The 21,469-nt window shown below is 72.4% G+C and carries 26 protein-coding genes and 3 pseudogenes; 8 read left to right on the forward strand and 21 right to left on the reverse strand.

The window, feature by feature from the left end:
- Positions 1-964: pseudogene (locus tag JNW87_RS16715) on the reverse strand (DUF423 domain-containing protein); the annotation flags it as partial.
- A gap of 60 nt (positions 965-1,024) precedes the next feature.
- Complete coding sequence (gene lipA / locus JNW87_RS16720) at positions 1,025-2,071, reverse strand: lipoyl synthase (RefSeq protein WP_201749894.1); 1,047 nt, start codon at positions 2,069-2,071, stop codon at positions 1,025-1,027.
- 386 nt (positions 2,072-2,457) lie between these two features.
- Between lipA and aspS the strand changes: the two genes are divergently transcribed.
- Entirely contained in the window at positions 2,458-3,744 is a 1,287-nt protein-coding gene (gene aspS / locus JNW87_RS16725; protein ID WP_238454006.1) for an aspartate--tRNA(Asn) ligase, read from the forward strand.
- Between the two features lie 111 nt (positions 3,745-3,855).
- On the opposite strand, the gene JNW87_RS16730 is transcribed toward aspS, so the two are convergent.
- From JNW87_RS16730 to JNW87_RS16740, 3 genes and pseudogenes are all read right to left on the reverse strand, one after another.
- The gene (locus tag JNW87_RS16730) at positions 3,856-4,248 is read right to left on the reverse strand and encodes a VOC family protein (RefSeq protein WP_109804433.1); all 393 of its coding nucleotides are present in this window, start codon (positions 4,246-4,248) and stop codon (positions 3,856-3,858) included.
- Between the two features lie 4 nt (positions 4,249-4,252).
- Positions 4,253-4,900, reverse strand: coding sequence for a lipoyl(octanoyl) transferase LipB (gene lipB, locus JNW87_RS16735; protein WP_238454007.1), 648 nt, complete (start codon positions 4,898-4,900; stop codon positions 4,253-4,255).
- Between the two features lie 52 nt (positions 4,901-4,952).
- Positions 4,953-6,774, reverse strand: a pseudogene (locus tag JNW87_RS16740) (DUF2079 domain-containing protein).
- A gap of 249 nt (positions 6,775-7,023) precedes the next feature.
- Here JNW87_RS16740 and JNW87_RS16745 point away from each other — a divergent pair.
- The 4 genes and pseudogenes from JNW87_RS16745 to JNW87_RS16760 form a co-directional block, all read left to right on the forward strand.
- Positions 7,024-7,230, forward strand: a pseudogene (locus JNW87_RS16745) (feruloyl esterase); the annotation flags it as partial.
- Positions 7,231-7,232: 2 nt separating this feature from the next.
- Positions 7,233-7,508: a recombinase family protein gene (locus JNW87_RS16750; RefSeq protein WP_255543976.1), complete on the forward strand. Its 276-nt coding sequence runs from the start codon at positions 7,233-7,235 to the stop codon at positions 7,506-7,508.
- 200 nt (positions 7,509-7,708) lie between these two features.
- Entirely contained in the window at positions 7,709-8,752 is a 1,044-nt protein-coding gene (locus JNW87_RS16755; protein ID WP_238454009.1) for a recombinase family protein, read from the forward strand.
- A gap of 193 nt (positions 8,753-8,945) precedes the next feature.
- Positions 8,946-9,302 (forward strand): hypothetical protein, encoded by a 357-nt coding sequence (locus JNW87_RS16760; RefSeq protein ID WP_236648394.1) that lies wholly within the window; start codon positions 8,946-8,948, stop codon positions 9,300-9,302.
- Between the two features lie 45 nt (positions 9,303-9,347).
- Here the strand turns inward: JNW87_RS16760 and JNW87_RS16765 are convergent, their stop codons facing one another.
- The 3 genes from JNW87_RS16765 to JNW87_RS16775 all read right to left on the reverse strand — a co-directional run bounded on the left by JNW87_RS16765 (position 9,348) and on the right by JNW87_RS16775 (position 11,345).
- The gene (locus tag JNW87_RS16765; protein WP_109804438.1) at positions 9,348-10,247 is read right to left on the reverse strand and encodes a TIGR01777 family oxidoreductase; all 900 of its coding nucleotides are present in this window, start codon (positions 10,245-10,247) and stop codon (positions 9,348-9,350) included.
- Between the two features lie 137 nt (positions 10,248-10,384).
- The gene (locus JNW87_RS16770; protein ID WP_109804429.1) at positions 10,385-10,891 is read right to left on the reverse strand and encodes a DinB family protein; all 507 of its coding nucleotides are present in this window, start codon (positions 10,889-10,891) and stop codon (positions 10,385-10,387) included.
- Between the two features lie 148 nt (positions 10,892-11,039).
- Positions 11,040-11,345, reverse strand: coding sequence for a hypothetical protein (locus JNW87_RS16775; RefSeq protein ID WP_238454010.1), 306 nt, complete (start codon positions 11,343-11,345; stop codon positions 11,040-11,042).
- A 32-nt stretch (positions 11,346-11,377) separates the two neighbouring features.
- On the opposite strand from JNW87_RS16775, the gene JNW87_RS16780 reads away from it, so the two are divergent.
- The gene (locus tag JNW87_RS16780) at positions 11,378-11,554 is read left to right on the forward strand and encodes a hypothetical protein (RefSeq protein ID WP_238454011.1); all 177 of its coding nucleotides are present in this window, start codon (positions 11,378-11,380) and stop codon (positions 11,552-11,554) included.
- 46 nt (positions 11,555-11,600) lie between these two features.
- Here JNW87_RS16780 and JNW87_RS39570 read toward each other — a convergent pair whose 3' ends face one another.
- Entirely contained in the window at positions 11,601-11,735 is a 135-nt protein-coding gene (locus JNW87_RS39570; protein WP_255420232.1) for a hypothetical protein, read from the reverse strand.
- Between the two features lie 311 nt (positions 11,736-12,046).
- Here JNW87_RS39570 and JNW87_RS16785 point away from each other — a divergent pair, with 311 nt between their 5' ends.
- A complete protein-coding gene (locus JNW87_RS16785; protein ID WP_109804427.1) occupies positions 12,047-12,274 on the forward strand; it encodes a winged helix-turn-helix domain-containing protein in 228 nt (75 codons plus the stop codon).
- 40 nt (positions 12,275-12,314) lie between these two features.
- Here the strand turns inward: JNW87_RS16785 and JNW87_RS16790 are convergent, their stop codons facing one another.
- The 11 genes from JNW87_RS16790 to JNW87_RS16840 form a co-directional block, all read right to left on the reverse strand.
- Positions 12,315-13,808, reverse strand: a complete 1,494-nt coding sequence (locus JNW87_RS16790; protein ID WP_109804426.1) for a hypothetical protein — start codon at positions 13,806-13,808, stop codon at positions 12,315-12,317.
- A gap of 19 nt (positions 13,809-13,827) precedes the next feature.
- Positions 13,828-14,187 carry a hypothetical protein gene (locus tag JNW87_RS16795; RefSeq protein ID WP_238454012.1) on the reverse strand — a complete coding sequence of 120 codons (360 nt, stop codon included), beginning with the start codon at positions 14,185-14,187 and terminating at the stop codon, positions 13,828-13,830.
- A 139-nt stretch (positions 14,188-14,326) separates the two neighbouring features.
- Positions 14,327-14,746 (reverse strand): type II toxin-antitoxin system VapC family toxin, encoded by a 420-nt coding sequence (locus JNW87_RS16800; protein ID WP_109804424.1) that lies wholly within the window; start codon positions 14,744-14,746, stop codon positions 14,327-14,329.
- On the reverse strand, positions 14,736-15,005 hold the full coding sequence (locus tag JNW87_RS16805) for a type II toxin-antitoxin system Phd/YefM family antitoxin (RefSeq protein WP_109804423.1): 270 nt from the start codon (positions 15,003-15,005) through the stop codon (positions 14,736-14,738). The genes JNW87_RS16800 and JNW87_RS16805 overlap by 11 nt, the downstream gene beginning before the upstream one ends.
- Before the next feature lie 32 nt (positions 15,006-15,037).
- Entirely contained in the window at positions 15,038-15,259 is a 222-nt protein-coding gene (locus JNW87_RS16810; protein ID WP_238454013.1) for a hypothetical protein, read from the reverse strand.
- A complete protein-coding gene (locus tag JNW87_RS16815) occupies positions 15,256-15,471 on the reverse strand; it encodes a hypothetical protein (protein WP_238454014.1) in 216 nt (71 codons plus the stop codon). Before JNW87_RS16815 ends, JNW87_RS16810 begins: the two co-directional genes overlap by 4 nt.
- A 38-nt stretch (positions 15,472-15,509) precedes the next feature.
- Positions 15,510-15,956 carry an LLM class flavin-dependent oxidoreductase gene (locus tag JNW87_RS16820; protein WP_238454015.1) on the reverse strand — a complete coding sequence of 149 codons (447 nt, stop codon included), beginning with the start codon at positions 15,954-15,956 and terminating at the stop codon, positions 15,510-15,512.
- Between the two features lie 88 nt (positions 15,957-16,044).
- Positions 16,045-16,935 carry an oxidoreductase gene (locus JNW87_RS16825; protein WP_109804421.1) on the reverse strand — a complete coding sequence of 297 codons (891 nt, stop codon included), beginning with the start codon at positions 16,933-16,935 and terminating at the stop codon, positions 16,045-16,047.
- Positions 16,932-17,465, reverse strand: coding sequence for a hemerythrin domain-containing protein (locus JNW87_RS16830; protein WP_201749893.1), 534 nt, complete (start codon positions 17,463-17,465; stop codon positions 16,932-16,934). Before JNW87_RS16830 ends, JNW87_RS16825 begins: the two co-directional genes overlap by 4 nt.
- Before the next feature lie 106 nt (positions 17,466-17,571).
- On the reverse strand, positions 17,572-18,903 hold the full coding sequence (locus JNW87_RS16835; protein ID WP_109804420.1) for a low temperature requirement protein A: 1,332 nt from the start codon (positions 18,901-18,903) through the stop codon (positions 17,572-17,574).
- Between the two features lie 45 nt (positions 18,904-18,948).
- Complete coding sequence (locus JNW87_RS16840; RefSeq protein WP_201749892.1) at positions 18,949-19,527, reverse strand: TetR/AcrR family transcriptional regulator; 579 nt, start codon at positions 19,525-19,527, stop codon at positions 18,949-18,951.
- A gap of 147 nt (positions 19,528-19,674) precedes the next feature.
- Between JNW87_RS16840 and JNW87_RS16845 the strand changes: the two genes are divergently transcribed.
- Positions 19,675-20,619: an SDR family NAD(P)-dependent oxidoreductase gene (locus JNW87_RS16845; protein WP_109804418.1), complete on the forward strand. Its 945-nt coding sequence runs from the start codon at positions 19,675-19,677 to the stop codon at positions 20,617-20,619.
- 64 nt (positions 20,620-20,683) lie between these two features.
- Here JNW87_RS16845 and JNW87_RS16850 read toward each other — a convergent pair.
- Positions 20,684-21,469: 2-oxo acid dehydrogenase subunit E2 (locus JNW87_RS16850; protein ID WP_238454016.1), on the reverse strand; the 786-nt coding region annotated here is incomplete at its 5' end.

The raw sequence follows: 21,469 nt of genomic DNA on the forward strand, positions 1-21,469 counted from the left end.
GATGCGGCCGGGCGGAGGGCGCGCCAGGCGGAGAGGCCGGCGAGCGCCAGCAGGACGGGGAACGCGAGGGCCCACCAGAGCTGCCAGGTGGCGCAGTGGCCCGGGGAGCAGAAGCCCATGCCGAGCGGCGGGCCCAGCACCAGCCGCCGTGCAGCCGCTCGCCCCAGCCGGCCGCCGCGTCCCCGCCGCTGGCGGCGAGGACGGCGGTGAAGGGGTCCCGTCCGTGCCGGAGGCTGTCGAGCAGCATCGGCGCCGCGCCGAGCAGGAGGGCCGCCACCGTCACGATGCCGGCCCGGCCGGCGAGTTCCCGCCGCCGCCACGCCACCAGCACCGCGCCGGTGCCGGCGATGTACGGCAGCAGCAGCGGGTCGACCCAGAGCATCAGCCCGGAGATCAGCCCCCAGGCCGCCCAGCGGGGCAGCCGGGCGTCCGGCCGGCCGGTGCAGAGGTCCAGGGTGAGCAGGGCCAGCCCGACGCCGGCCGGGTTCAGCTCGGGGTAGCCGCCGCCGGCGATCAACTGGTTCTTGACGATCCGGTCGGAGCCGAGCGCGAGGAAGCCGACGATCAGCAGGGCGAACCAGCGGTCCCCGCCGAGTCGCCGGGTCAGCCGCCAGACCAGGAGGAGGAAGAGCGCGTAGAGCGCGAGGGTGGGCAGCCGCAGGGCGAGCACCGACGGCCCGGTCAGCGCGAGCAGCGGCGCGGCCAGGTACGCCTCGAGCGTGCCCATGTACGCCTGCCCGTAGAACCAGACCGGGAAGTCCTGGCCGCGGGCGATGTGCAGGGCGGCGAGCCCCATCGTCGCCTCGTCGCTGTTGGCCGGCGGCGCGTCGGCCAGCAGCAGGGCGAGCCGGTAGCCGACGCCGGCGACGCCGACGAGCAGGGCGAGCAGCGCCGGCAGCCGGGGACGCCGGGGCGTACGCGGGCGGGCTGCCCCGCGCGGCTCCTGGCGTACCCGGGCGGTCATGCCTGTGATCATGGCATCCGGGCACCGGCGGACGGCCGGTGACGCGGCATCTCCCCGGCCTCAGCCGGCGGCGACGATCCCCTCGCGGGCGTCCAGGGCCTGCTTGTAGAGCCGCCCGGCGCGGTACGACGAGCGGACCAGCGGGCCGCTCATCACGCCGGCGAAGCCGATCTCCTCGGCCTCCTCGCGCAGCTCGACGAACTCCTCCGGCTTGACCCACCGGGTCACCGGGTGGTGCCGGGGGGAGGGGCGCAGGTACTGGGTGATGGTGATCAGCTCGCAGCCGGCGTCGTGCAGGTCGCGCAGCGCCTGCGACACCTCGTCCCGCTCCTCGCCCATGCCGAGGATCAGGTTGCTCTTGGTGACCAGGCCGTCGGCGCGGGCCTGCCGGATCACGTCGAGGGACCGCTCGTAGCGGAACGCCGGCCGGATCCGCTTGAAGATCCGCGGCACCGTCTCGACGTTGTGCGCCAGCACCTCGGGGCGGGAGCTGAACACCTCGGCGAGCTGCTCGGGGACCGCGTTGAAGTCGGGGATCAGCAGCTCGACGCCGCAGCCGGACTGCAGAGCGTGGATCTGCCGGACCGTCTCGGCGTACAGCCAGGCGCCGCCGTCCGGCAGGTCGTCCCGGGCCACGCCGGTGATGGTGGCGTAGCGCAGCCCCATCGCGGCGACGGACTCGGCGACCCGGCGGGGCTCGTCGGCGTCGAACTCGGCCGGCTTGCCGGTGTCGATCTGGCAGAAGTCGCAGCGCCGGGTGCACTGGTCGCCACCGATGAGGAAGGTGGCCTCCCGGTCCTCCCAGCATTCGTAGATGTTGGGGCAGCCGGCCTCCTGGCAGACGGTGTGCAGCCCCTCGCGCGAGACCAGCCCGCGCAGTTGCGTGTACTCCGGGCCCATCTTGGCCTTGACCTTGATCCACGGCGGCTTGCGCTCGATCGGCGTCTCGGCGTTGCGCGCCTCGATCCGCAGCATGCGCCGCCCCTCGGGGGCGACCGTCGCGGTGCGTGCAGCCTGCTCAGTCGTCGGCGCGGAGTGCTCGATCGTCACAAAACCGAGCCTACGCCCGACGGTGGCCGTCGATGAACGTCGGGCGACCGGCGTCACGCCGTAGATGTTGTGACACCGGACACCGAGGGCCGAAAAATCGTCGTCACACCGGCCCGGTCCGGTGCTAGCCTGCCCGGCAGAGCTGTGACGGAGCCGAGTAGCGCACCGATCCGCCAGCGCAGAGAGCCGCCGGTTGCTGGAAGGCGGTCTGGCGCCGGGGCGCGAAGACCCTCCCGAGCTGCGGGAAGAACGGCGCGTCCGCGCCCAGTAGAGCCCGCCCGGCTGGCCCCGGTCATCAGGCGACGAACGAGGCCCCCGTTCGCGGGGGCGAAGGTGTGGTGGCACCGCGAGGTTCCCGCTCGCCCACACCTCCCGGGGCTGAGGCGATGCTTCGCCGCCCAAGGGCGGCGCAGGCGTTGCGATCGACCGAGGAGCAGCCCACTATGCACCGCATCCTGTCCTCCCAGCTCACCCACCATGTCGGCGCGACCGTGCGGATCGCCGGCTGGGTGCACCGCCGCCGGCTGCTCAAGTCGGTGGCCTTCCTGATCGTGCGGGACGCCGCCGGCCTGGCCCAGGTGGTGGTCACCGACCCGGCCGCCCGCGCGGCGCTGGAGCAGCTCACCGAGGAGACGGTCGTCGAGGTCACCGCCACGGTGGCCGCGAACGCCGCCGCGCCCGCCGGGGTCGAGCTGACCCACCCGGCGGTACGTCCGCTCGGCCCACCCGCCGTGCCGCCGCCGTTCGACCTGTACCGGCCGGCGCTCACCGCCACCCTGCCCACCCAGCTCGACAACGCCCCGACCGCGCTGCGCCACCCGACCCGGTCGGCGGCGCTGCGGATCTCCGCGGCGGCGGTGGCCGGCTTCCGGGCCACCCTCGACGCCCGCGACTTCGTGGAGATCCACACCCCGAAGGTGGTGGCCTCGTCCACCGAGAGCGGGGCGAACGTCTTCGCGCTGGACTGGTTCGGCCGGCCCGCGTACCTGGCCCAGTCGCCGCAGTTCTACAAGCAGCTGATGGTCGGCGTCTTCGAGCGGGTCTACGAGGTCGGGCCGGTGTTCCGGGCCGAGCCGCACGACACCGTCCGGCACCTGGCCCAGTACACCTCGCTCGACGTCGAGCTGGGCTTCGTCGCCGACCACCGGGACGTCATGCGGGTGCTGCGGGACACCCTGGCCGGGATGCTCGGCGCGGTGACCGAGCGGGCGGGCGGCGCGCTGGCCACGCTGGGGATCGAGGCGCCGCAGGTGCCGGCCGAGATCCCCGCCGTGCACTTCACCGAGGCGCTGAAGATCGCCGGGGCGCCGGCCGACGAGCCGGACCTCGCCCCGGCCCACGAGCGGGCGCTGGGGGAGTGGGCCCGGCGGGAGCACGGCTCCGAATTCCTCTTCGTCACCGGGTACCCGATGGCGAAGCGGCCCTTCTACACCCACCCCGACCCGGCCCGGCCCGCGTACTCCCACGGGTTCGACCTGCTCTTCCGCGGCCTGGAACTGGTCACCGGCGGGCAGCGGCTGCACCGGTATGACGACTACCTCGCCGCCCTGGCCGCGCGCGGCGAGCCGGTCGAGCCGTACGCCGGCTACCTGGACGCCTTCCGGCACGGCATGCCGCCGCACGGCGGTTTCGCGATCGGCCTGGAACGTTTCGTCGCCCGGCTCACCGGCGCCGCGAACGTCCGCGAGGTGACCGCCTTCCCCCGCGACCTGCACCGCCTCACCCCCTGACCGTCCCGTTCCGTCCTCGTCCGGTTGACCATGAAGTTGTTGCCATGACCCGCCGACAGGGCGGACAGCAACTTCATGATCACCGGGGCGAGGTGGGGTGGGGTGGGGTGGTCAGGCGGGGCCGAGGAGGTCCCAGGGGTTGCCGGCGAGGTCGCGGAAGACGGCGACCCGCCCGTACGGCTCGGTGCGCGGGGGCTTCACGAACTCGACGTTCGCCTCCCGCATCCGGCGGTAGGTGGCCTCGAAGTCGTCGACCTGGAGGAAGAAGCCGACCCGACCGGCGGTCTGGTCGCCGACCGCCGCCTCCTGCCGCTCGCCGTCGGCGCGGGCCAGCAGCAGCCCCGTCCCGCCGCCCGGCGGGCGGACCACCACCCAGCGCTTCGGCCGCCCGTCGTTGGTGAGCGAGGGCTTGTCCTCGACCAGCTCGAAGCCGAGCACCTCGGTGAAGAAGTCGATGGCCGGGTCGTAGTCGGCGACGACCAGGGTGACCAGATCGATGCGCACCCGGTCAGCCTTCGAGCGTGACCAGGGTGGGCAGGTGGCGCTCGACCACCGGGAGCACGTCGGCGACGGTGACCGGGCGGCCCAGCTCGGCGGTGAGCGAGGTGGTGCCCGCGTCCCGGATGCCGCAGGGGACGATCCGGTCGTAGTACGACAGGTCGCAGTCACAGTTGATCGAGAAGCCGTGCTGGGTGACGCCGCGGGCCACCCGGATGCCGATGGCGGCGACCTTGCGGGCCGGGCCGCGGTCGTCCTCCGGCACCCAGACGCCGCTGCGCCCCTCGACCCGGCCGGCGGCCAGCCCGAACTCGGCGCAGACGTCGATCAGCAGCTGCTCGGTGCGGCGCACGTACGCCACCACGTCCACCGGGTCGGGCAGCTTGACGATCGGGTAGCCGACGAGCTGCCCCGGCCCGTGCCAGGTGATCTTGCCGCCGCGGTCCACGTCGACCACCGGGGTGCCGTCCATCGGGCGGTCCCACGGCTCGGTGCGCTTGCCGGCGGTGTAGACGCTGGAATGCTCCAGGAGCAGCACCGTGTCGCCCTGTTCGCCGGCCACCACGGCCTCGTGCAGCCGGCGCTGCTCGTCCCAGGCGGCCTGGTAGTCGAGGAGCCCAGCCCGAACGGCGGTCAAACCGGAAGTCGTCACGCTCACCCGTCCACCCTAGCCCCGCCGCCCGCCGGTGAGCTGCGTGAGCCTCGTCGCGTCAGGCCGGCGGGACCTTCCAGAGCCAGACGTCGTCGACGCGTTGCGGGGGGCCGAGCAGGTCGGTGGCGGTGCGGCGCAGGGCGTCCTCGTCGATGTCGTACTTCGCGCCGTGCACCCGGTCGGGCAGGACCACCGCCTCGACGTGCCAGTAGCGCAGGTCGGCCAGGGACTCCTTGATGCTGCCGTCGGTGATGATCGGGACCAGGCCGGTCCGCCCGGCCTGGTCCATCAGCGAGTCGAAGGTGCGCGGCGGCGGCCCGATCCGGCCCCGGCCGTGCGGGCGCCGGGGCCGAGGAAGAAGCCGGCCGGGATGCGGAACTCGCCCTGCCGGTGGGCCAGCGCGTACGCCTGCCAGCGCTGGCGTCCGGCGTCACGTCGACGGTCAGCGGCAGCGGGGTCAGCACGCCGCCGGGGGAGACGTGCTGCTTCCAGGTGCCGGCGGTGATGAACGCCGGGATCGGCTCGCGCAGGCTGGTCAGCAGCGGGGTGGGCAGCAGCGGCAGGAGCGCGGCGGCGAAGCCGAGCGCCCAGGCCAGCTCGGTGGAGCGGTGCCGGGGCGGCGCGGCGCGCAGCCGGTCGACGGTGTACGCCAGCAGCAGTCCGATCACCGGCGCCACGACCAGCGCCAGCCGGGAGGGCAGCGCCGCGTTGACCACCGGCAGGTTGTCGAGCACCCCGAACGGCAGCAGCTGGTCGGTGCGCCGGCCGTTCCACTTGGCCGTCGGCCCCCAGGAGAGCACCGCGAAGACCACCGCGGTCACGGCCAGCGCCCAGAGGGTGGCCCGGAACGCCCGGTCGGCGCGCCGCCACAGCAGGACGAAGCAGGCGACGGCGAGCAGCAGCAGCGGGATGCCGAAGAACGAGTTCTCCTCGGTCGGGTTGGGCGCCAGCGAGCTGCCCAGCCCGGCCCACCCGGCGAGCGACCGGCGCGGGTACGACCCGTACGCGGCGATGTCCTCGGAGTGGATGAACGGGTCGAAGCCGGTGCCGTGGAAGCGCTGCGGACCGGCGAAGTGCAGCCAGAGCGGGTACGCCAGCAGCACCCCGGCGACCAGCGCGGTGACCCCGAGTCCACGCAGGAAGGACGGCAGCGCGGCCCGGACCTCGGCCCGCCGGGACGGCTGCACGGCCCAGACGCCGAGGAAGAGGGCCAGCGCGAGGGCGGTGAAGAAGAGCCCCTCGGCGGCGATCGAGAAGGCGACCGCCACCAGCACGCCGAGCAGCACCCCGCCGCGGATCGCGTTGCCGGGGCGGCGCAGCGCGAACACGCCCTGGATCAGCAGCGGCACCAGCCAACCGGCGGTCCAGTTCAGGTGGGCGTTGGCGTGCGACACCATGGCCGGGCAGTAGCCCATGAAGAGCGCGCCGACCGCGGCGGCCAGCCGGCTGCGCACCAGGTGCCGGCTGAGCAGCCAGTACCAGGCTAGCGCGGTGGCGGCCAGGTTGAGGGTGAGGATCACCAGGAACGTCGCGGGCGGCCCGATCAGGTACGTCAGCGGCGCGAAGACCCAGGCGTACACGGTGATCGAGGTGTTGACCGCGAGGTTCGCCCCGTCCGGCACGTTGATCAGGTGGGTGAAGAGCGGGTTCTCCCCGTGGGTGAGCGAGTGCCCGCCGAAGGCCAGCAGCCACTCGAAGAGGGCCTGGTCGCTGGAGTTGACGGTGATCGCCCGGGTGTTCGGGTCGCGCCACATGCCGCTGGTCACCCAGATCGCCAGGGCCAGCGCGGCCAGCACCATGATCAGGTCGGCGCGGCGGTCCCGGGCGACGGGCGCGGACCCGGACGAGGGGTCCGTGGCCAGGGACGGGGAGGTCGGCACGCAGCGGACGTTACCAACCGGACCGGGACACGCCGGTCAGACACGAAACCTCACTTCGCCACGTCAACTCCGGCCATATCTCGGAATCGACAAATGTGGTTGCCTCGGCCATGTCGGCGAGGTGAAACACGGACGTAACGTCTCGGCAACTCGGGGGTGATCCAGTTCACATTTCCGCAAACCGGGAGGTCGCCGTGCCCCCGCTCCTCGTCCCTCCGCACCCGGCTCGCCGGGGCTGCCGCCGCGGTCATGCTGGCCGCAGCCGCCGCGCTCGCCGCCGCCCTGCCCGCCCGGGCCGCCACCCTCACCCAGGTGACCGGCTTCGGCTCCAACCCCGGCAACCTGAGCATGTACGCCTACCGCCCGGACGGCCTGCCGGCCAACGCGCCGGCCGTGGTGCTGCTGCACGGCTGCACCCAGAACGGCGCGGTACCCGCTACAGTGTCGGCGTGGAAGAACTGACCCCCGCCAGCGCGTACGTCCGTATCAGTGTCCTAACTGAAGAGTCCGACAGCCTGGCCCGCCAGGAGCACGCCATACGCCAGTTCGCAAAGCTGCGCGGGTTCGACGTGGTGGAGGTCCGCCGGGATGAGGGCGTGTCCGGCGTCGCGAAGGTTCGGCCCGCCTATGAAAAGTGGCTGGACGACGCGCGGTCGGGCCGGGCGAAGGTCCTCCTCGCCTATCACATGGACCGGGTCAGCCGGGGGGGCTGGTCGCGCTGGCTTCCCTCCTGACGGTCCTCGACGCGACGGGGGCCCGCCTTATGACGGTCGCGGACGGGACCGATAGCGACTCGCCCGCGTTCCGACTCACGGCGGCGGTCGTCGCCGAGGTCGCGTCGGCGGAACACAAGTCGATCCGGCGGCGGGTCACGGACCGGCACGCCTCGGACCGGCGTAACGGCTACTGGACCATGCCGCGTCCCTTTGGCTACGTGGTCGAACGGGGCCGGCTGGTTCCGCACCCGGCCGAGGCCCCGATTGTCCGGACGCTGGTCGAACGGGCCACCGACGGGGAGTCCCTGCGCGGGCTGGCGGCCTGGTTGACCGCCGAGGGCGTCCCGACGTCGCGGGGCGGCGACGCATGGGGGATGACCAGCATTCGCCGGATGCTTCGTAACCCGGTCCTGGCGGGCTGGTATCCCCACAATGGGCAGGCGGTCCGGGACGACGAAACCGGCGAACGGGTCAGCGTGTCCGACGCGCCCATCCTGACCCCGGCCGAGTGGGTCACCCTGCAGGCTGCCCTTGACGCCCGCGTGAAGACCGGGCCGACGGGCCGCCTAGTCCCGGCCGTGGGCGGCGAACGCAAGCACGAACTATCCGGCCTCCTGTGGCACTCCTGCGGCTACACGCTGGCCTATAACTCGCCCCGGGGCCGCCAGCGAACCGGGCGGTTCGGTTGCGGGCGCAACGGGGCTAACCGGAACGCCTGCGCCGGGATTTGGGTCAACGAGAAAACCGCCGAAGAGTGGGCCGAGCATGCGGTTATGACTCGCCTCGCGGCCCTCGAACCGGGGTCGGATGCCTTCGAAGCGGTCGCGTCCCGGTGGCTGGCCCGTATGGACCCGACCGACGACGCGGAACGGCGCGCGGCCCGCGAAGCGGTCACCGTCGCCGAGGCGGAGGCGGCCGATTTGGAAGCGGCCCGGTACGAACGCGGGGAGTTCCCGGGGCCCGCCGGGCTGACCCGCTGGCAAAAGTTGTATAACCGGGCCCTCGCCCGACTGGACGCCGCTAACACGGTCCTGGGGGCCTTCCCGGACGTGACCGACGTCGGCGGCCTGGCCGACCCCGCGATCCTGGCCGAGGCGCTGCACGGCGGCGGCCGGGCGGCCCGCCGGGACCTCTTTACCCTCGTACTCGACCGCGTGACGGTCGACCGGGCCGAGGGCGCGGGCCGTGTCGGCCTCGGGGGACGGACCCCGGCCGACGGGTTCGTGTTCGTGCCGACCTGGGCGGGGGAGGGCGACGCCTGACAGGCCCCAGGACGCGAAAGAGGCCCGCACCCATCACGGGGCGGGCCTCTTCCGTTCGTCTGGACGACGACGAGGACCGGGACCGTATCCTCGGCCCGGACACCGACCGGGACCGGGACCGGAACCGGAACCGGGAGTAGCGACTGGGGAAGCCCCCGGCTACCGGATCAACTCCGGCGGCCGGGGGCTCGGGATGGGGCACGGCACTCCGGTCGATCCGGGCTCGGCGGCCGACCAGTGCGGCACCGCCACGTCGTACTTCCTGGACACCATCTGTTCGACGTACCGGGACGCGCTCTTCTTCGGCCTCGACGGCGGGGTCACGCCCAGTCCGACGGCCACCGCCACCCCCAGTCCCACGGTCTCCCCGACGACCGCCCCGGTCTGCGTCACCGCCAGCAACTATGCGCACGTGACCGCCGGCCGCGCCTACCAGTCCGGCGGCTACGCCTACGCCCTCGGCAGCAACCAGAACATGGGCCTGTACAACACCTTCTACACCAGCACCCTCAAGCAGACCGGGCTCAACTACGGGGTCATCGGCTGCTGATCCGGCTGGCGCAGCGGTTCCCTGCCCGGCAGGGGACCGCTGCGCTCATTCCGTCAGCGCGGCGTGCAGGGCGGATGGCAGGTCGGGGTGGCGGTACTCGAAGCCGGCCTTCGTGAGGACGGCGGGCAGGACGCGGGTGCTGGCGAGGATGTCCTGGGCGAAGCCGCCGAGGGCCACCTTCAGGGCCAGCGCGGGGATCGGGAGGATCGCCGGTCGGTGCAGCTGGCGGGCCAGCTCCCGGGTGAACTCCGCGTTGGTGGCCGGGTCCGGGCCGACCCCGTTGACCGGGCCGGCGATGTCGTCCCGCTCCAGCAGGAACGCCGACGAGTCCAGCCAGTCGCGCAGCGAGATCCAGGACCACCACTGCCGACCGCTGCCCAGCCGCCCGCCGAGGCCCAGCTTGATCGGGCGCAACTGCGGCTGGAGCATCCCGCCGTCGCGGTGCAGCGGCAGCCCGGTGCGTAGCCGCACCACGCGTACGCCGGCGTCCTCGGCCGGTCGGGTCGCGGCCTCCCAGACCCGGGAGACGTCGGCCAGGAAGCCCTCGCCCGCCGGGGCGTCCTCCTCGACCGTCCGGTCGCCGGTGTCGCCGTACCAGCCGATGGCAGAGGAGTTGAGCAGCACCGAGGGGCGGTCCGCGGCGGGCAGCCCGGCCATGGTGATCGCGAGGGTGGTGGTGGTGTCCACCCGGCTGGACCGGATCAGGTTCTTGTAGTCGTCGCTCCAGCGTTTGTCGCCGACCCCGGCGCCGGCGAGGTTGACCACCGCGTCGGCCTCGGCCACCACCGCCGGGTCGAGCTGCGCGGCGGAGGGGGTCCACTGCCGCTCGTCTGGGGTGCGCGGCGGCCGGCGGACCAGTCGGGTGACCTGGTGCCCGTCGGAGGTGAGCCGGTCGACCAGCCGGGTGCCGAGGAAGCCGGACGAGCCGGCCATCAGGATCCGCATGACCATATCTTCGGCCACGGACCCCGTCCTGGATCCGTTGCCTAGAAACCCGGCGGTCGCGGCTTTCGCTGCTGACCGCCCGGAAGAAGATGGCTGCTCGTGCGCTGTGGAGCTGATGACGTGGATGAATCAGCCCGTCACTCGCCGGTCTGGCCGTCGATCGCCTCGCGGATGATGTCGGCGTGGCCGAGGTGGCGGGCGTACTCGTCGATCATGTGGGTGAGCACCCACCGCAGTGAGTGTTCCCGCCCGGTGTCGAAGGACCGGCCGACCGCCTCCAGCGGGCGGTCGGCGGCGATCCGCCGGGACACCTCGACCTCCGCCCGCCAGATCGCGAAGGTCTCCTCACCGGTGGTGCTGTCGACGTCGTTGAAGTCCTCGTCGCGGTCGTCGGTGCGGGTGAACAGGCTGCCCGGGAAGTTCCCGTCGATGACCGCCTGGAAGTACCACCGCTCGACCGTGGCCAGGTGCCGGACCAGGCCGAGCAGGGAGAGGTTGGACGACGGCACCGCCCGCCGGCGAAGCTGCTCGTCGGTCAGGCCGGCGCACTTCCGCACCAGCGCATGGCGCTGGTAGTCGAGAAAGGTGTCCAACAGGGTGCGCTCATTCGCCGTGGGCGGCAGCGCGAAACGTTCATCGATCACCTGTCGGATCGTACGTTAGTTCGATAGCCTCGCTGCCCCTGCAGGGCGGCTCGCCTAGCTCGGGCGACGTACCGCTCGCACCGTCTACCGCGTAGTGCTACGAAGTGCTACAATGTGCGCCGCTCGGGAGTGGCGGCCGAGCTCGTCACTAGTGCTGTCTCCCCGGCCCTGGGATGGGGCGTTGGGGCGAGCCGCGGGTCGGCCGGCGGGGGATCGCCCAGCCGAGGAATCGGGCGAAGAGCTGGCCCGGCTCGGGCCCGTCGTGCGGGTGCAGGGTGTGCAGGTGGCCGGCTGCGTCGTGCAGCATCCCGCCCAGGTAGACCAGCAGCGCCACCCGGTCGTCGGCGTACTCCCTGAGCAGGGTGAGGCGGGCCGTCGCGCACGGCCAGGGGGCGGCGCAGGCCCGGCAGAGCCAGAGTGGGCGCAGCGCCACGTGCGGCGGCCCGCTCACCATCGGCCGCCGTTGGCCCGCCAGGACTGCGCGGGGTGAGCCGGCCGACCCGGCCGACCTGCGGGTTCGCCCGGGTCGCCTCGTCCCACCAGCGGGTGTTCCGCGGCGGGGCGGGTGGCTCGGTCGGCACCGAGGCGTGCCGATCCTGGCAGGCGGTCCAGCGCAGGCCGCACGAGCACCAGCGCCGCCCGCCCCGCCAGGTCCGCCGGTGACGGGGCGCGAGCGGCACCAACTTCGCGTTCCTTCGCGGCCACATCGTCAGCACCACCGATCCGGTACGCGCACCTGCTGCTCGCGGCGCACCACCAGCTCGTCAACCACCTCGTCGGGCAGGCCGCGCGACCGCAGCACCCTCTCCACCGCGTCCACCGGCTGGGCGAGCACAGGCTGCACGCTGTTACGCCTCTCTCCTCGTGCGGCGCCGAGACGGGCGGGGTCGGCCGGTGCGGCCGGAGCCCGGCGCCCGCCCCGGGCCTGCTCACGGGCCCGCCGACACCAGGTCGCGGGCAGGGGTGGCACCCGGCCGACTACCGGGGGAGTGGCCGGCCGGGTGGTTCCACATGACGACCAGCTCCGGGTTTGCAGACCAGGGAGCCGGTCAGGACGAACTTTGTCAGACAAGACTAGTAAAGTCAACGGACTACTCCTTACTTGTCTCGTAAAGTGGGTTGTGATCAAATGGCGGTGCAGACCAGGGAGTCAAAATGCCCGCCAAAGCCAAGTGGGCGCAGCTTGCGGATCACATCCGCGAGCAGATCGCGTCCGGAGAACTCGCACCCGGTGACAAGCTGCCATCCACTGCTCAATTGAAGGACGAGCACGGCGTCTCAGCGGGCGTCGTGCGTCAGGCGATCCTCGTGCTTCAGATGCAGGGGGTCGTCGAGGGCGTGCATGGCGTAGGCGTGTTCGTCGCCGAGCGGGTCGAAAGCTGAGGCGGCGGCAGTTCGTGCTGCCGCCGCCGTTGCCTGCCGGCTACCCCTGCCGCCCCACGGTGCCGCCGCGGACCGTCGCCGGGCTTACCCCGATGACGACCGGTCGGGCGCCCAGGCACTGGGGCGCGAAGTGCGCCACGATGTAGTCCCACGCCGCCTTCGCCTCGTCGAAGGTGAACGTCGGCTCGCCGTCGAGGTAGACGCTCAGGATCGTGCGGGGGATCAGGTACCACTTCCGCCACCAGGTGTTGGTCTTCGGCGAGTACATGATCCGGTCCACCCCGTCGGTGTGGCAGAGGCCGAAGGTGTGCCCCAGCTCGTGGATCGGCACGTACTTCCAGATCTGGTCCGGCGTGTTGTCGATGAAGGTGACGCCGGAGGTGTTCTTGCCGCTCAGCCCGCAGGCGCTCTCGTGCAGGTTGTTGGCCAACCCGCGCAGGGTGTCGGTGTAGCGGAAGACCCCGACGGCGACCGGGTGGCAGAGGTCGGCCGTCGCCCCGTCCGGGTCGGTGGTCTTGTCGTGCCGGCCGATCACGTCTTTTAGGAACCGGGTCAGCGCGGGGTGTGCGTCGGGTCGGTCGTACCCCTTGTGGACGATGTGGTCGGGGTCGGTGACCTCGCGGGTCTCCTGGTCGAAGTCCAGCATCAGCGCGAGTTCGCGCCCCTTCTCGCGGGCCGTGGCGACCTTGGTGTCCAGCGCGCCGTCGCGCATCGGCAGCACGATGAACGCCGGCCCCTGCGCGCCCCGCGAGTTGAGGTAGGTGTCCAGTTCGTCGGCGGAGATGGGGTTGTCGAACTCGCCGCCGCCACCGCCACCCAGGACGGTCCCCTTCTTGAGGGTCTTGTACCGCTTGCGGTTCCAGAACCCCTCGGGGAACTCGAAGCCGCAGAGCTCCCGCAGGTTGATCGCGCCCTGCTCGTGCAGCACGACCAGGTTGGGCACGGCCGGTTCGCGCGGCGAGGGGGTCTCCGAGTCCAGCGTCGTCCGGTACGCGGTGCCGTGCAGGCGCAGCCCGAACGCGCCGTGGTCGAGGCGGATCGCCTCCTTGATCTCGGTCAGCGTGTCACCGGAGTACTTCGCCTCGAGCAGGCCGCGCACGTATCGGCGCAGCCGCTCCCGGTTGATCTCCTCGATGATGTAGTCGATCGTGTCGCCAAGGAACACGATGCGGGCCAGCCGGATGATCCCCAGCACCAGGCCGATCACTGCCCGCAGCAGCCCGTCGAGGATCCGCCGCCAGTCGAGCGTGACGATGCCGATGACCACGTCCCAGAGCCCGGCCGCGATGTCGACCACCGCCTCGACGACCACCCCGACGAGCTTGCACACCGTCCGGACCACCCACTTGCCGACCTTGACGATCACCCAGCGGACGACCTTCACGAAGTATGTGACGAACCAGCAGACCCAGCCGCGCGGGTCGTACCACGGGTAGTCCTTGCACTTCTTCTCCTGCCGTTCCTCCCACTCCTCGACGGGCTTGGAGACCTCCTCCTCGACCCATTCGGTGATTTCGGTGCAAACGAGTGCCATGAGAGATCCCCCCTCAGAGTCAGGAAGCCGCGCGCAGCGCGCGCAGTCGAAGAAGCAGGCGCCGCCGGCTCCAGGACAGCCCGAGGAGCTTGCCGGCGACCGCCGCCGCGAGGCAGCCGAGCACGGCCGCGGCGACGGCTCGGCCACCGCTCCGCCCGATCACGAGGACGCCGGCCACGGCGGTGACGAGGGCCAACGCACCCCAGTCGCAGCCGCAGTCGTTGAACAGGCGGCGGATGGTCGCTGCCGTACGCTCGCGCTCCGTCGCGTCGAGCCCGGGCAGTGTGACGGTGACCCGGTCGAGGTGGGGGCGCCGGAGCAACGAGACCAGCGCCTCCGCCCGATCGAGATCCGCGCGATCAGCGATCTCGATGTGCATGACGGTGTCACCTTCTAACTGACACCCTGACTGTGAGCGTGGTCGACCGCCAGGTCAACGCATCTTTCAGCTACCCGACTGTGGGCTGCGGCGCGAGACCGGACGGGTGCGACCGGAATCTCGCCCAGTAGGCCGTCGGCTACTTCGGGCGGCTCACCGCTCGCACGGTCACGAGGTCGTCAAGCCCGGTGAAGTCTGCATGGTTGGTGGTGTAGAGCGGCAGGCCGTGAGTGTGCGCCACCGAGGCGATCATGAGGTCGGCGATTCGGCGACGGGTACCCCGCCCGGTGGCGAGCACGGCGGCGGAGATGAGACCGAACGCCCGCGCGGCCTCGGCGTCGAACGGCAGCGGCTCGAATGTCGATTCGACATGTTGGAGGACGCTCATCCGGCGTGCGCGTTCCCGCGAGTCGTCGGTGTGGTGCGGTCCGGCGGAAAGCTCCGCGAGGGTCACCGCGCTGATGACCATTTCGTCAGGTAGTTCGGCGGGATCCAGAGCGGCGAGGTGGATGACGATGTTGGTGTCGATCAGGCCTCGAAGGGGAAGCTCACCACTCACGGTCGAATGGGTCCTGTCCGATCGCCTCGTCTATGTCACGACGGAACCTGGCCTCGTCGAGTACTGGAGACGTCGCGAAGGCTGCCATGACTTCGGTACGGGGAACGAAGGTGCGTCGCCGGATCGGGATCAGCCGGCCGATCGGAGTCCCGTTGCGGGTGATCGTGAAGGATTCGCCGCGTTCAACTCCGCGCATGATCGCGCCAGAGTCATTCCGCAGCTCACGCTGGGTGATCTCACGAGAAGCATGCTCCGCCACAGCAGCAGTTTAGCCGGATGTGCTACAAGGTGCTACACAGCTTGCAAAAGGGGAAGCAGTGGTCCGAGCTGGTCGACGGCGTCGGTGCGTACCACGAAGCGAGTGATGCCCCAGCGGTGCCGGTGGGCCGCGACCGCCGTGACGATCTCCTCCGCCGTGCCGATCAGGACGAACGGGGTGGCCAGCAGCTCGGCGACGGTCAGCCCGGTGTCGGCGGCCGTCTTCGCGGCGGCGGCCTCGGCGTCGTCGGTCACCGCCACCTGCTGGACCAGGGCCTCCAGCGCGGGCGCTCGGCCCGGCCGGCGGCCCCGGCCGCCACCTGCGCGAGCTGCGCGTCGATCTGGTCGGCCCGCCACCGCACGTCGTGGGCGTGCCCGTCGGCGAGGGTACGGCCGAAGCCGGTCAGGCCGACCACGTCGGCGTGCGCGCCGGCCCAGCGCAGCAGTGTCGAGTTCGCCGTACCCATGGTGAGCGGGACCCGGTCCTGGACGGGCCGCGGCTCGGTCAGGCGGGCCGCGTGGGCGACCAGCTCCGGAGTGTCGACGCTGACCTCCCCGCCGGCCAGCAGGTCCCGGACGGCCTCCGCGACGGCCACGCAGCGGCGTACCCGGGCGGCGACGTCGGGCCGCTCGCGGCCGACGGCCGCCATTCGGCGGGGGTGTGGCCCGCGCCGAGGCCGAGGCGGGCCCGCCCGCCGGAGACCATGTCCAGGGTGGCCACGTCGGTGGCGAGCAGGATCGGCTCGCGGACGCCGGCGTTGGAGACGTACGAACCGAGGCCGAGCGTGGAGGTCACCGCCGCGGCGGCGGCCAGCGAGACGAACGGCGACGCGCCGTGGCCGGGGTGGTCCGCGGCCAGCAGGGCGTCGAAGCCGGCGGCCTCCAACCGGCGGGCCAGGTCGAGCCAGCTCGCGGCGTCGGCGGGACGGGCCTGGACCGAGAAGATCGCCATCGGCCCAGCATCCGGCGTCCGCCGCGACGCGGCCAGCCCGGACCCGCCGATTCTGCTGACCGGCGAATCCGAGCCCGACCGGCGAGGCTCAGGCGGACTGGTGCACGGCCTCCAGCCGGGCCAGGTCGTCCTCGGTGAGGCGCAGGCCGCCGTCCGCCACGTTCTGGGTCAGGTGCTCCGGGTTGCCGGTGCCCGGGATGGCCAGCACGTTCGGCCCGCGGTGCAGCGTCCAGGCCAGCCGGACCTGGGCGGGGGTCACCCCGTGCGCCCGGGCGACGGCCCGGACCTCGTCGTGCTCGGTGCCGCTCGCGCCGGCCTCGCGCCCGCTGGTGGCGAGCGAGAAGAACGGCACGAACGCGATCCCCTGCGCCGCGCAGTCCCGCAGCAGCTGGTCGTGGCCCGCGCGGTAGCCGAGGCCGTACGAGTTCTGCACGCAGACCACCGGCGCGACGGTCTGCGCCTCGGCGACCTGGTGCGGGCGGACGGCGGAGACGCCGAGGTGGCGGATCAGCCCGGCATCCCGCAGCTCGGCGAGCGCGCCGAAGTGCTCCGCCAGCGGCTCCGGGCCGTACACCCGGAGGTTGACCACGTCGAGGTGGTCCCGGCCGAGCTGGCGGAGGTTCTCCTCGACCTGGCCGCGGAGCTGGTCCGGACGGGCCATCGGCAGCCATTCGCCGGACAGGTCCTTGCCCGGCCCGACCTTCGTGACGATCACCAGGTCGTCCGGGTACGGGGCCAGCGCCCGGTTGATCAGCTCGTTGGCCGACCGCAGCGGCGAGAAGTAGAACGCGGCGGTGTCGATGTGGTTGACGCCCAGCTCTACCGCCCGGCGCAGGACGGCGACGGCCTGGTCCCGGTCGCTCGGGCTCCCGTCGGCGTTGCTGGTCAGCCGCATGGCGCCGAAGCCGATCCGGTTGACCGTCAGGTCGCCCAGGCGCCAGGTGCCCGCCGTCGCGGCGGTGATCGTGTCGGTGGTCATCGTGTCTCCGTCCCCCTCGGAATTGTGGTCGACATCCCGTCATCGGGCAGTGGGACGCCGAGCAGTTCCACGGTGTCGCCGGCCCTCCGGTTCACCGCGTCGAGCGCGGCGACCAGTTTCTTCTCCTCGTAGGTGAAGTGCGACTCCAGCAGCGCGGCGAGCCCGTCCAGCTCGGCGCGGACCGCCGCCCGGGCGGCGGCCGGGCCGGTCGTCAGGTCCTCGATCCGGCGCAGGATGCCCGCCACCATCCGGTGGTCCTCCGCGAGTTCGGCGAGGACCGGACGCAGCGCCGGCTCCCGTTCGGCGAGAACCCGGAACGCGCCGCCGTCCTCGCCGCCGTGATGCCGGGTGAGTGCCGCGCAGAAACCCAGGCAGTGGGCGCGCAGGTCCTCAGACGACCGGAGGTCGGCACCGGGGGAGTCGAGGCTCGTACGGAGCCGGGCCAGCTCCTCGCGGAGCCAGAGGTGGATCTCGATCAACTGGTTGCCGAGGGCGGTCAGCCGCCCGTTCGGCTCGTGGGATGGGTGCACATGGTCCCCTGCTGTCCCGCGCCTCCATGCCCACGGCGGTCTCCGTGCCGGGCGCACCGCGACGCTGGGCCGACGATACGCGGTCCGTCCGCCGGCCGCCGTCCCGTTACGTCGACGGCTCGCCGGGTTCCGGCTCGTGCCAACGGGCCCGCCAGGCGGCCTCGCGCGTCTCGTGGGTGGTCCGTTCCTCGACGACGACCTCGTGCAGGGCGTCGCGGGCCTCGCCCATGGTCAGCACCTCCAACGCCACCAGCCCCACGCAGATGGCGGTCAGCAGCGTGAGGGCGGCCAGTCCCGGTAACCGACTGGCGATCGGGATGCTCACGGCCAGGGCCAGTACGGTGCCCACCCGGATCCAGGACAGCGTGTGCAGCGTGCGGAGCTGGAACAGCATGTTGCCGCAGAAGTAGCAGATCACCCCGCCGAAGAGCAGCGCCACGCTGGGACCGTGCGCGCGTTCGGTCAGCGGAATGTGCGGATCCGCGATCTCGTGCACGATCCGCTCGGCGCCCAGGGCGAACAGGATGATCCCGGCGATCATCGGCAGGTAGAGGTAGGCGTACGCGTCCCGGGCCATCGCCACCCGGGGGCGTCCCTCGGCAGCGTGGAGGGCGATCCGGGCGGCCGGCCCCACCCAGTCGTAGTGCGCCCACCACAGGGCGGCGGTGAAGACGATGCCGAGGACGGCGGCGGCGACGGCCGGCCAGGTCGGCGGCTGACCGAGCAGGTTGCTGCCGACACCGACCGAAATGACCGACTCGCCCAGGGCGATGATCAGGATGAGGTCGTACCGCTCGGTCCAGTGCTCCGCGGAAGTGACGCGCCAGCCCCAGGTGCCGGCGAGGAGCCCGCTGCCGTACTGCAGCACCACGACGGTCGCCCACAGCCCGTCGCGGGTCAGCGCTGCCCGGCCGGGATCCTGGAGCTGCGCCGGGATCAGCGCGGCGGCGAGCAGCAGGACGGTGCTCAGCACCAACTCCGGGGCGAACCGGAGCAACTGCCGGCGCTCCTCCGGGTTGTCCCGGACGACGTGCCGGTAGAGGGCAAAGTGCACCAGGCGGATGATCACGTAGCTGCCCGCCGCCACCATGGGCCCGGCGGCGTTCTCCCCGGGGTCGCGGAACGCCTGCGGCAGCGCCAGCGCGAAGGTGAAGAGCGCCGCCATGCCGACCACCATCAGCACCGGGACGAAGCCCTCGCCGAGCCGGACCCGGGTGGCGACCACGCTGTGCACCACCCAGGACCACCAGAGCACGGCGAGCACCAGCAGGGCGTGCAGCAGGTTGGTGCCGTTGATGTCCAGGGCGGTGGCCCGGGTGATGATGAAGAACGAGAAGACGAAGACCAGGTCGAAGAAGACCTCAAAGCGGTCCACCCGCGCGCCGGGGGCGACGGCGACGGCGGGCCCCAACCGTCCGCGCCCCCGTTTACCGCTCACCGGTCGAGTCTCCCAGCGCCCGGACGGCTCCGGTTCGGAATCCGCTCAGCCCGTGGCGCGGTGCCGCAGGCCGTCCATCAGCAGGTCGAGCAGTCGGCCGGCCTGTTCGCGCTGCTCGGGTTCGCCGGCGACCAGGGAGACCCCGCTCAGGCCGGCGAGCACGTCCGTGGGCGCCACGTCGGCCCGGACGGTGCCGGCCGCGCCGCCCGCCTCCAACAGCAGGCCGAGCGCGGCGACCAGGCGGTCCCGGCTGTGCGCGTACGGGTTGGCGCCGGAGGCGATGACCAGCCGGAGCGCGTCCGCCATGCCCCGCTTGGTGGACAGGTAGTCGATGAAACGGTCCATCCAGGCGCGCACCGCCCGGTCCGGCGGCAGGCCGGCCAGCAGCTCCGGCGCGGCGTCGCAGAGCTTGGCCAGCTCGTTGCGGTAGGCCGCCTCGACCAGGGCCTCCCGGGTGGGGAAGTGCCGGTAGAGGGTGCCGATGCCGACCCCGGCCGCTCTGGCGATCGAGTCGAGCGTTACCTCCGGCCCGCCGTGGGAAAACGCGCGTACCGCTGCGTCCAGCAGCCGCTGCCGGTTGCGCAGCGCGTCGGCGCGCAGCGGTCGGGGGCCGGGGTCCGGCACGTCTCCTCCTCGGGGCGACCGGCCGAGGCGCGGCCGGGTTGGCGAACGGAGGAGCCTCCGGTTAATCTCGACCGTAACGGAGGATCCTCCGATTCTCATCGTAGCGGCCGGACCGGGCGTCCGCGTCGCCACCGACAAGGATGGATCATGACCACCAGCACACCCGTCACCACGCCGTACTCCCGGGAGACCACCGCGATGGAGGTGGTGCGCGGCATCGACCTCACCGGGCGCCGGGCCGTCGTCACCGGCGGCGCGTCCGGGATCGGGGTGGACACCGCCCGCGCGCTCGCCGCCGCCGGGGCCGACGTCACGCTCGCCGTCCGCAACATCGACGCCGGCCAGCAGGCCGCCACCGACATCACCGGCACCACCGGCAACGACCGGATCCTGGTGGCCCCGCTGGACCTCGCCGACCTGGCCTCGGTGGCCGCCTTCGTCCGGACCTGGGACGGACCGCTGCACATCCTGGTCAACAACGCGGGCATCATGGCCTCGCCCGAGATGCGCACCCCGCAGGGCTGGGAGATGCAGTTCGCCACCAACCACGTGGGCCACTTCGCCCTGGCCACCGGGCTGCGCCCGGCCCTGGCCGCGGCCGGCGGGGCCCGCATCGTCTCGGTCAGCTCGGCCGCCCACCTGCGCTCGCCGGTGGTCTTCTCCGACATCCACTTCCGGCAGCGGCCGTACGACCCGTGGGAGGCGTACGGGCAGTCCAAGACGGCCAACGTGCTCTTCGCGGTCGAGGTCAGCCGGCGCTGGGCCGACGACGGCATCCTCAGCAATGCGCTCATGCCGGGCGCGATCCGGACCAACCTCCAGCGCTACCTCAGCGAGGAGGAGCTGGACCGGATGCGGTCGCAGAGCGGGGGCGGCGCCGCGTACTGGAAGAACACCGAGCAGGGCGCGGCCACCTCGGTGCTGGTCGCCGCCTCGCCGCTGCTCGACGGCGTCGGCGGGCGGTACTTCGAGGACGTTCAGGAGGCCGGGCCGAACCAGCCCGGCACCCGCACCGGATACGCCCCGTACGCCCGCGACCCCGAGGCCGCCGAGCGGCTCTGGCAGGTCTCCGAGGAGCACCTGCGCGGCTGACCGGCCCGGAAACGGCGAAAGGGCACCCCGGTCACCTGGACCGGGGCGCCCTTTCGCGCGGGTGTTACAGGCCCAGCTCGGCCTCGAAGTTGCCGGCCTCCAGCCGCTCCTTGACCGCGACCAGGAAGCGGGCGGCGTCGGCGCCGTCGATCAGCCGGTGATCGTAGGACAGGGCCAGGTAGACCATCGAGCGGACCGCGACGACCTCGCCCAGCTCCGGGTCGTTCACCACGACCGGACGCTTGACCACGGCACCCGTGCCGAGCATCGCCGACTGCGGCGACGGCACGATCGGCGTGTCGAACAGGGCGCCCCGGCTACCGGTGTTGGTCAGCGTGAACGTCGCACCGGCGATCTCGTCCGGGCTGATCTTGTTGGTCCGGGTGCGCTCGGCCAGATCGGCGACCCGCTTGGCGATGCCGCCCAGGTTGAGATCGCCGGCGTTGTGGATGACCGGCACCAGCAGGCCCCGCTCGGTGTCCACGGCGATGCCGAGGTGCTCCGCGTCCGGGTAGGTGATCGTCCCCGCCGCCAGGTCCATCCGGGCGTTGACGATCGGGTACGCCTGCAGCGCCTCGACGGCGGCAAGTGCGAAGAACGGCAGGAAGGACAGCTTCACACCGTGCCGCTGCTGGAAGGAGTCCTTCGCCTGCGCCCGCAGCTTGGCGATTCTGGTGACATCCACCTCGATCACCGTGGTGAGCTGCGCCATCTCGTGCAGCGACTCCTGCATCCGCTTGGCGATCGCCGTGCGGATCCGGGTCAGCTTCTCGGTGGTGCCCCGCTTGCCGCTCGGCTGCGGCTTCGCGGCCGGCTTGGCCGGAGCGGGCGCTGCGGCGGCCGGCTGCGC

It is taken from the genome of Micromonospora sp. ATA51 (genome assembly GCF_016802855.1).
In the GTDB taxonomy this organism is placed as follows: Bacteria; Actinomycetota; Actinomycetes; order Mycobacteriales; family Micromonosporaceae; genus Micromonospora; species Micromonospora sicca.

Excerpts from the sequence above, each read along its gene's own strand:
- aspS (WP_238454006.1), top strand. The coding sequence starts at position 2,458 with ATGCACCGCATCCTGTCCTCCCAGCTCACCCACCATGTCGGCGCGACC.
- JNW87_RS16760 (WP_236648394.1), top strand. The coding sequence starts at position 8,946 with ATGGGGCACGGCACTCCGGTCGATCCGGGCTCGGCGGCCGACCAGTGC.
- JNW87_RS16765 (WP_109804438.1), bottom strand. The coding sequence starts at position 10,247 with ATGCGGATCCTGATGGCCGGCTCGTCCGGCTTCCTCGGCACCCGGCTG.
- JNW87_RS16775 (WP_238454010.1), bottom strand. The coding sequence starts at position 11,345 with ATGGTGAGCGGGCCGCCGCACGTGGCGCTGCGCCCACTCTGGCTCTGC.
- JNW87_RS16785 (WP_109804427.1), top strand. The coding sequence starts at position 12,047 with ATGCCCGCCAAAGCCAAGTGGGCGCAGCTTGCGGATCACATCCGCGAG.
- JNW87_RS16790 (WP_109804426.1), bottom strand. The coding sequence starts at position 13,808 with ATGGCACTCGTTTGCACCGAAATCACCGAATGGGTCGAGGAGGAGGTC.
- JNW87_RS16795 (WP_238454012.1), bottom strand. The coding sequence starts at position 14,187 with ATGCACATCGAGATCGCTGATCGCGCGGATCTCGATCGGGCGGAGGCG.
- JNW87_RS16815 (WP_238454014.1), bottom strand. The coding sequence starts at position 15,471 with ATGGGTACGGCGAACTCGACACTGCTGCGCTGGGCCGGCGCGCACGCC.
- JNW87_RS16820 (WP_238454015.1), bottom strand. The coding sequence starts at position 15,956 with ATGGCGATCTTCTCGGTCCAGGCCCGTCCCGCCGACGCCGCGAGCTGG.
- JNW87_RS16825 (WP_109804421.1), bottom strand. The coding sequence starts at position 16,935 with ATGACCACCGACACGATCACCGCCGCGACGGCGGGCACCTGGCGCCTG.
- JNW87_RS16845 (WP_109804418.1), top strand. The coding sequence starts at position 19,675 with ATGACCACCAGCACACCCGTCACCACGCCGTACTCCCGGGAGACCACC.